The following is an 8,236-nucleotide window of genomic DNA, read 5'->3' on the forward strand; positions in this document are numbered from 1 at the left end:
TGTTATCTCAGGCTACGGAAGCAAGGTGGGCAGTGTAGTGATTTCAAAAAATTTCGGCCCGCTACCATGGTCGAATGCCGAGCAGCGATTTAGAGCCTTTGGTCGGGTTTCATGAAGGAATAAAAAACCCCAGCCTACGCGAGGCCGGGGTTTCGGGTATTGCGCTGAAGCAGTGTTATTCGACGGCCTTGACCATGTCTTCGATGACCTTCTTGGCATCACCAAAGACCATCATGGTCTTGTCCAGGTAGAACAGTTCGTTATCCAAACCGGCATAACCACTGGCCATCGAGCGCTTGTTGACGATGATGGTCTTGGCCTTGAACGCTTCGAGGATCGGCATGCCGGCAATCGGCGAGTTCGGGTCGTTCTTGGCGGCCGGGTTGACCACGTCGTTCGCGCCGAGCACCAGTACCACGTCGGCCTGGCCGAATTCGGAGTTGATGTCTTCCATCTCGAACACCTGGTCGTAGGGCACTTCTGCCTCGGCCAGTAGGACGTTCATATGGCCGGGCATGCGGCCTGCCACCGGGTGGATCGCGTACTTCACGGTCACGCCGTGGTGGGTGAGCTTCTCTGTCAGTTCCTTGAGCGCGTGCTGCGCCCGTGCCACCGCCAAGCCGTAGCCAGGAACGATGATCACCGTATCGGCGTTGGTCAGCAGGAAGGTCGCGTCATCAGCCGAACCGGACTTCACCGGGCGTGCTTCTTTAGAGCCCGCCGCAGCACCGGCATCCGGCGCATTGCCGAAACCGCCGAGCAGTACATTAAAGAAGGAACGGTTCATCGCCTTGCACATGATGTACGACAGGATCGCGCCGCTGGAGCCCACCAGGGAGCCAGCAATGATCAGCATCGAGTTGTTCAGCGAGAAACCGATCCCCGCTGCAGCCCAGCCGGAGTAGCTGTTAAGCATCGATACCACTACCGGCATGTCGGCGCCGCCGATCGGGATGATGATCAGCACGCCCAGCACGAAGGCCAGAGCCAGCATCAGGGCGAAGGCGGTCAGGTTACCGGTGAACATAAACGCCAGGCCGAGACCGAGGGTCAGCAGGCCGAGCACCAGGTTCAGCTTGTGCTGGCCGCCGAACTGTAACGGTGCGCCTTGGAACAGGCGGAACTTGTACTTGCCCGACAGCTTGCCGAACGCAATCACCGAACCGGAGAAGGTGATGGCGCCGATGGCTGCGCCGAGGAACAACTCCAGGCGGTTACCCGCAGGAATCGCGTCGCCCAGATGTTTGACGATGCCCAGGGATTGCGGTTCGACCACGGCGGCAATCGCAATGAACACCGCTGCCAGGCCGATCATGCTGTGCATGAAGGCGACCAGCTCAGGCATCTTGGTCATTTCTACGCGCTTGGCCATGATCGAACCGGCGGTGCCGCCGACCAGCAGGCCAACAATCACGTAGCCAATGCCGGCAGTCGCCAGCTCAGCCCCAAGCTTATAGATGAGGCCCACGGTAGTGAGCACCGCCAGCGCCATGCCGAGCATGCCGAACAGGTTGCCGCGCCGCGACGTGGTGGGGTGCGACAGGCCTTTAAGGGCCTGGATAAAGCAGATCGACGCGATCAAGTAGAGCGTCGTAACCAGATTCATGCTCATTACTTCGGCGCCTCTTCTTTTACTTTCGGGGCTTTCTTCTTGAACATCTCCAGCATCCTACGAGTCACCAGGAAACCGCCGAACACGTTCACGGCTGCCAGGGCCACGGCCAGGGTGCCCATGGTCTTGCCCAGCGGGGTGACGGTGAGCGCAGCGGCCAGCATGGCGCCGACGATCACGATTGCTGAAATCGCGTTGGTCACCGCCATCAACGGCGTGTGCAGCGCGGGTGTAACGTTCCAGACCACGTGGTAACCGACATAAATCGCCAGCACAAAGATGATCAGGTTGTAGATACCGGGGGAGATAAGCTCTTCCATCGTCTGAATCCCTGCTTAGGCGTTTTTGCGGATGACTTGGCCGTCGCGGCACATGAGGCACGCGGCGACGATGTCGTCTTCGAGGTTGAGTTCAAACTGCCCTTCCTTGTTGAAGACCAGCTTCAGGAAGTCCAGCAGGTTGCGCGCATACAAGGCTGACGCGTCGGCTGCGACGGCACCGGCCAGGTTGGTCGGACCGCAGATGATCACGCCGTTTTCCACGACGGTTTCATCGGCCACGGTCAGCGGGCAGTTGCCGCCTTGGGCTGCGGCGAGGTCGATCACCACCGAGCCAGGTTTCATCTGCGCGACGGTTTCGGCGCTGAGCAGGGTCGGTGCTTTACGGCCGGGAATCAGCGCAGTGGTGATCACGATGTCGGCTTGTTTGGCGCGCTCGTGCACGGCCAGGGCCTGGCGCTGCATCCAACTGGTGGGCATGGGGCGCGCGTAGCCGCCGACGCCGACGGCGCATTCACGCTCTTCATCGGTTTCGTAAGGCACGTCGACGAACTTGGCGCCGAGGGATTCGATCTGCTCTTTTACCGCCGGGCGTACGTCAGACGCTTCGATCACGGCACCCAGGCGTTTCGCCGTGGCAATCGCTTGCAGGCCAGCAACACCAGCGCCGAGGATCAGCACGCGCGCGGCCTTAACGGTACCGGCGGCGGTCATCAGCATCGGCATAAAGCGCGGGTAGTGATGAGCGGCGAGCAGCACGGCTTTGTAACCGGCAATGTTGGCCTGCGACGACAGCACATCCAGGCTCTGCGCTCGCGAGGTGCGTGGCGCGGCTTCGAGTGCAAAGGCAGTGATGCCCTGCGCGGCCAGCTTGGCAATGGTTTCGTTGCTGAACGGATTGAGCATGCCCACCAACACAGTGCCGCTTTTGATCAGCGCGAGTTCGCTGTCGCTGGGGGCAACCACCTTGAGAATCAGCTCGGCGCCAAATGCATCGTTGGCGCTGCCAATGGTCGCGCCTGCCGTTTCATAGGCACTGTCGACGACGCTGGCTTTGAGGCCTGCACCGCTTTGTACAGTGACCTTATGGCCCTGGCCGATCAGCTTCTTGATGGTTTCCGGGGTGGCAGCCACCCGCGTTTCACCGGTCTGGGTTTCGAGAGGAACACCAATGTGCACGTCAAATCTCCTGCATGATCTTTTTGCTTTTGATCTTTTTGTAAAAAGGCCAGTGCACCGTGGGTGGCGCAGCTGGGGCGGCCGATCAGCACGATCCCGCCGAAATGACAGCGGGGCGCGGCATTTTGCAGGCGAACTTTACGGCCTTCAAGGGATTATGACGGGTGACGAAAAATTAACTACAAGTCACCCTGTGACTGATTGTCGCAATGCTTGGAAATAACCTCTTTAAATACAGGTGTTTAAAGGGCTATAGGGGTTTTCCCTGCCTTTCGCCATCGCCTGTGTGAATAGTCGCGTATTGACCGGTGGTAGTCGCTGCAAGCCACATGAATCATGGCTTTAAGCCGTATTTTTGCTCAATAAGTACAGTCTGCTTAAAGGCGACATATACGTATATCTGTAGGATTAAAATTTACCTGACTACAAGGTCAATAAGTGCCATTGGCCTTTATTTAGCTGGGCTGTAGCGCTGCGACTGGTCGACCAGCCAGTCCCTGAAGGCGCGCAATGACGCGGATTCGACTTTTCTCTCGGGAATCATCAGGTAATAGGCCTTCGAACTGTTCAGTGCTTCGGGGCTTGCGATCACCAGGCGCTTCTCCTCCAGCTCACGCTGGATAAGGAACGGTGGGATCAGGGCAATACCCATGTCATGCATGGCCGCTTGGGACAACATCGAGAATAGCTCGTAACGAGGGCCTGTCATGTCGCGCGGTACGCTCAGCTGTTGGGCGTTGAACCACTGGCGCCACGCATAGGGCCGAGTGGTTTGCTGCAGCAATGGCAACTCTGCGATCTCCGGAGGGCTGAACGACGTGCGGTGGCCCAATAGGTGCGGACTACACACGGGGACAGGGTTTTCTCCCATCAGTCGGTGGGATTCGGTACCGGACCAGTCGGCATCGCCGAAGTAGATCGCGGCGTCGAATTCGGTGTCGGCAAACAGGAACGGGCGCGTTCGGTTAGTGAGGTTGACGGTGACCTCAGGGTGCTGGCGCTGGAAGTCCTTGAGGCGGGGTATCAGCCATTGGGTACCAAAGGTCGGAACCACCGCCAGTTCGATCACGTTAGTGCCCTGCTGCCCCATCACCGACAAGGTGTCACGCTCCACTGCGTCCAGTTGAGTGGCGACGCGACGGCTATACGACAGCCCGGCTTCCGTCAGCTTCACCCCGCGACGGGAGCGTCGAAACAGCTCGACACTCAAAAACTCCTCCAGGCTGGCGATCTGTCGGCAGATAGCGCCCTGGGTGATGGAAAGCTCGTGTGCCGCCTTGGTAAAGCTCTCGTGGCGGGCCGCGGCCTCAAAACTGATAAGGGCAGTGGTGCTGGGGATTTTTCTGCGCATGTACCGTGTACTCACTGATAAAGCGCGTCTGCGCCCTTCTGAATCATTTCGAAGTGAGAAATTAGCACAACCCTATGCAGAAACCTCGTTTGCCCTCTGCGTTCGCCCGGCCTAGGCTCCTTGCACGACTTCTGCTTTCTGAACGAGGACTTATTCATGGCTGGCAAGGCAACCTTCAACTGGATCGACCCACTGCTGCTGGATCAACAGCTCACCGAAGAAGAGCGCATGGTGCGCGACACTGCTGAGCAATTCGCCCAGGACAAGTTGGCGCCCCGCGTGCTCGAAGCCTTCCGCCATGAAAAGACCGACCCTGCGATTTTCCGCGAAATGGGTGAAACCGGCCTGCTGGGGGCGATGATCCCCGAGCAATACGGTGGCAGCGGCTTGAACTACGTCAGCTACGGGCTGATTGCGCGTGAAGTGGAGCGCATCGACTCGGGTTACCGTTCGATGATGAGTGTGCAGTCGTCACTGGTCATGGTGCCGATCAACGAGTTCGGCACTGAGGCTCAGAAGCAGAAGTACCTGCCCAAGCTGGCTTCGGGTGAGTGGATCGGTTGCTTTGGTCTTACAGAGCCTGACCATGGTTCTGACCCTGGCGCGATGATTACCCGTGCACGCAAGGTGGATGGCGGCTACAGCCTGACTGGCGCCAAGATGTGGATCACCAATAGCCCGATCGCCGATGTGTTTGTGGTGTGGGGTAAGGATGATGCGGGCGATATCCGTGGGTTTGTCCTGGAGAAAGGCTGGAAAGGCCTGAGCGCCCCGGCGATTCACGGCAAGGTCGGCCTGCGCGCTTCCATCACCGGTGAAATCGTCATGGACAACGTTTTTGTCCCGGAAGAGAACATTTTCCCGGATGTGCGCGGCTTGAAGGGGCCTTTCACTTGCCTCAACTCGGCACGCTACGGTATTTCCTGGGGTGCGCTGGGCGCTGCCGAGGCCTGCTGGCATACCGCGCGCCAATACACCCTCGATCGTCAGCAGTTCGGGCGTCCGTTGGCGGCTACCCAGTTGATCCAGAAGAAGCTGGCCGACATGCAGACCGAAATCACCCTGGCCCTGCAAGGTTGCCTGCGCCTCGGGCGGATGAAGGATGAGGGTACAGCGGCCGTCGAGATCACTTCGATCATGAAACGCAACTCGTGCGGCAAGTCCCTCGATATCGCCCGCATGGCGCGGGACATGTTGGGGGGTAACGGTATTTCCGATGAGTTCGGCGTGGCGCGGCACCTGGTCAACCTGGAAGTGGTGAATACCTATGAAGGTACCCATGACGTGCATGCCTTGATTCTTGGGCGCGCGCAAACCGGTCTTCAGGCCTTCTATTAATAGGAGCATGGGCATGGGCGCGCTATCGCATCTGCGGGTACTGGATTTATCGCGAGTACTCGCGGGCCCTTGGGCGGGCCAGATACTGGCGGACCTTGGGGCTGAGGTGATCAAGGTCGAGCGGCCGGGCAAGGGGGATGATACGCGTGCCTGGGGGCCGCCCTTCCTCAAGGACGCCTATGGCGAGAACACCAGTGAGGCGGCGTATTACCTCTCGGCCAATCGCAACAAGGAGTCGGTGACTATCGACTTCACACGGCCGGAGGGGCAGAAGCTGATACGTGACCTGGCGGCCAAGTCAGACATTCTGATCGAGAACTTCAAGGTCGGTGGCCTGGCGGCGTATGGGCTGGACTATGAGTCGCTGAAAGAGATCAATCCTGAGTTGATCTACTGCTCGATCACCGGGTTCGGTCAGACGGGGCCCTATGCGGCTCGCGCCGGCTACGACTTCATGATTCAAGGGTTGGGTGGGCTCATGAGCCTGACCGGTCGGCCAGAGGGTGACGACGGCGCTGGGCCAGTGAAGGTTGGAGTGGCCTTGACGGACATTCTCACCGGGCTTTATTCGGCCGTGGCGATCCTGGCGGCACTGGCGCATCGGGATCATGACGGTGGCGGCCAGCATATCGATATGGCGCTGCTGGATGTGCAGGTGGCTTGCCTGGCCAACCAGGCGATGAATTACCTGACAACGGGGGCACCGCCAAAGCGCCTTGGCAATGCTCATCCGAATATCGTGCCTTACCAGGATTTTCCTACGGCGGATGGCGACTTTATCCTGACGGTGGGCAATGACGGGCAGTTTCGCAAGTTCGCCGAAGCGGCTGGGCAGCCGCACTGGGCAGACGATCCGCGGTTCTTCACTAATACGATGCGGGTGGCCAATCGTGCGGAGCTGATTCCGTTGATTCGTCAGGCTACGGTGTTCAAGACCACGGCTGAGTGGGTGTCGTTGCTGGAGCGGGTGGGTGTGCCGTGTGGGCCGATCAATGATCTGGCGCAGGTGTTTGCCGACCCGCAGGTCAAGGCGCGTGGCTTGGCGATGGAATTGCCTCACGCTTTGGCGGGGATGGTGCCTCAGGTTGCCAGCCCGATTCGGTTATCCAAGACGCCAGTGGAGTACCGAAGTGCTCCGCCTCTATTAGGGGAGCATACGGCTCTGGTGCTAAAGGATGTGTTGGGGTTGGGGGAGGCGAATGTGGTTGCTTTGAAAGAGGCGGGAGTTATTTGAACCGTTTCTTCTATATAGAGGCATATATGAGAGGTGGGCTTGGTGGTTTTTTAATCAATTGAAACTAATTGATAGAAAAACCAAATCAAGGGTTGACGGCAGATTCTGGAAGCCTATAATTCGCCCCACTTCCGGCGCAGTCGAAACGGAAAACTCCTTGGTAAACAAGTAGTTATGCAGGATTCGACAGCGAGTTGCTTCAGTTCATCGAAGCCCAGAAGGAGTTGGTAGAGCGGTGTTGTTTGGCTCTATTAACGTTTCGATCTTCTCGGTCGAAAGCGGAGAAAAAGAGGTGTTGACAGCAGCGTGTAACGCTGTAGAATTCGCCTCCCGCTAACGAGAGATCGGAAGCGCAAGTGGTTGAAGTTGTTGAAGAATTCTTCGAAAACTTCTGAAAATAATCACTTGACAGCAAATGAGGCTGCTGTAGAATGCGCGCCTCGGTTGAGACGAAAGATCTTAACCAACCGCTCTTTAACAACTGAATCAAGCAATTCGTGTGGGTGCTTGTGGAGTCAGACTGATAGTCAACAAGATTATCAGCATCACAAGTTACTCCGCGAGAAATCAAAGATGTAACCAACGATTGCTGAGCCAAGTTTAGGGTTTCTTAAAAACCCAAAGATGTTTGAACTGAAGAGTTTGATCATGGCTCAGATTGAACGCTGGCGGCAGGCCTAACACATGCAAGTCGAGCGGTAGAGAGAAGCTTGCTTCTCTTGAGAGCGGCGGACGGGTGAGTAATGCCTAGGAATCTGCCTGGTAGTGGGGGATAACGTTCGGAAACGGACGCTAATACCGCATACGTCCTACGGGAGAAAGCAGGGGACCTTCGGGCCTTGCGCTATCAGATGAGCCTAGGTCGGATTAGCTAGTTGGTGAGGTAATGGCTCACCAAGGCGACGATCCGTAACTGGTCTGAGAGGATGATCAGTCACACTGGAACTGAGACACGGTCCAGACTCCTACGGGAGGCAGCAGTGGGGAATATTGGACAATGGGCGAAAGCCTGATCCAGCCATGCCGCGTGTGTGAAGAAGGTCTTCGGATTGTAAAGCACTTTAAGTTGGGAGGAAGGGCAGTTACCTAATACGTGATTGTTTTGACGTTACCGACAGAATAAGCACCGGCTAACTCTGTGCCAGCAGCCGCGGTAATACAGAGGGTGCAAGCGTTAATCGGAATTACTGGGCGTAAAGCGCGCGTAGGTGGTTTGTTAAGTTGGATGTGAAATCCCCGGGCTC

General features: G+C 57.6%; 6 protein-coding genes and 1 rRNA gene (1 of these 7 only partly in view). 3 read left to right on the forward strand and 4 right to left on the reverse strand.

The features are described 5' to 3' along the window. Positions 1-175 precede the first annotated feature (175 nt). From CXQ82_RS00650 to CXQ82_RS00665, 4 genes are all read right to left on the reverse strand, one after another. Entirely contained in the window at positions 176-1,612 is a 1,437-nt protein-coding gene (locus tag CXQ82_RS00650; RefSeq protein WP_101265223.1) for an NAD(P)(+) transhydrogenase (Re/Si-specific) subunit beta, read from the reverse strand. Further along, complete coding sequence (locus CXQ82_RS00655) at positions 1,612-1,932, reverse strand: NAD(P) transhydrogenase subunit alpha (RefSeq protein WP_003187417.1); 321 nt, start codon at positions 1,930-1,932, stop codon at positions 1,612-1,614. The genes CXQ82_RS00650 and CXQ82_RS00655 overlap by 1 nt, the downstream gene beginning before the upstream one ends. 15 nt (positions 1,933-1,947) lie before the next feature. Beyond that, a complete protein-coding gene (locus tag CXQ82_RS00660) occupies positions 1,948-3,069 on the reverse strand; it encodes a Re/Si-specific NAD(P)(+) transhydrogenase subunit alpha (RefSeq protein WP_101265225.1) in 1,122 nt (373 codons plus the stop codon). 451 nt (positions 3,070-3,520) lie between these two features. After that, positions 3,521-4,420 (reverse strand): LysR family transcriptional regulator, encoded by a 900-nt coding sequence (locus CXQ82_RS00665; RefSeq protein WP_177409878.1) that lies wholly within the window; start codon positions 4,418-4,420, stop codon positions 3,521-3,523. A gap of 156 nt (positions 4,421-4,576) precedes the next feature. Between CXQ82_RS00665 and CXQ82_RS00670 the strand changes: the two genes are divergently transcribed. The 3 genes from CXQ82_RS00670 to CXQ82_RS00685 all read left to right on the forward strand — a co-directional run. Beyond that, on the forward strand, positions 4,577-5,758 hold the full coding sequence (locus tag CXQ82_RS00670) for an acyl-CoA dehydrogenase (protein ID WP_101265229.1): 1,182 nt from the start codon (positions 4,577-4,579) through the stop codon (positions 5,756-5,758). Positions 5,759-5,771: 13 nt separating this feature from the next. Continuing rightward, positions 5,772-6,992, forward strand: coding sequence for a CaiB/BaiF CoA-transferase family protein (locus tag CXQ82_RS00675; protein ID WP_101265231.1), 1,221 nt, complete (start codon positions 5,772-5,774; stop codon positions 6,990-6,992). A gap of 630 nt (positions 6,993-7,622) precedes the next feature. Continuing rightward, positions 7,623-8,236 (forward strand): 16S ribosomal RNA (locus CXQ82_RS00685) (it continues 923 nt past the right edge of the window).

This window comes from Pseudomonas sp. S09G 359, assembly GCF_002843605.1.
Lineage (GTDB): Bacteria > Pseudomonadota > Gammaproteobacteria > Pseudomonadales > Pseudomonadaceae > Aquipseudomonas.

What these genes read in the sequence shown, in the direction of transcription:
- CXQ82_RS00650 (WP_101265223.1), bottom strand. Translation starts at nt 1,612, where the DNA reads ATGAGCATGAATCTGGTTACGACGCTCTACTTGATCGCGTCGATCTGC.
- CXQ82_RS00655 (WP_003187417.1), bottom strand. Translation starts at nt 1,932, where the DNA reads ATGGAAGAGCTTATCTCCCCCGGTATCTACAACCTGATCATCTTTGTG.
- CXQ82_RS00665 (WP_177409878.1), bottom strand. Translation starts at nt 4,420, where the DNA reads ATGCGCAGAAAAATCCCCAGCACCACTGCCCTTATCAGTTTTGAGGCC.
- CXQ82_RS00670 (WP_101265229.1), top strand. Translation starts at nt 4,577, where the DNA reads ATGGCTGGCAAGGCAACCTTCAACTGGATCGACCCACTGCTGCTGGAT.
- CXQ82_RS00675 (WP_101265231.1), top strand. Translation starts at nt 5,772, where the DNA reads ATGGGCGCGCTATCGCATCTGCGGGTACTGGATTTATCGCGAGTACTC.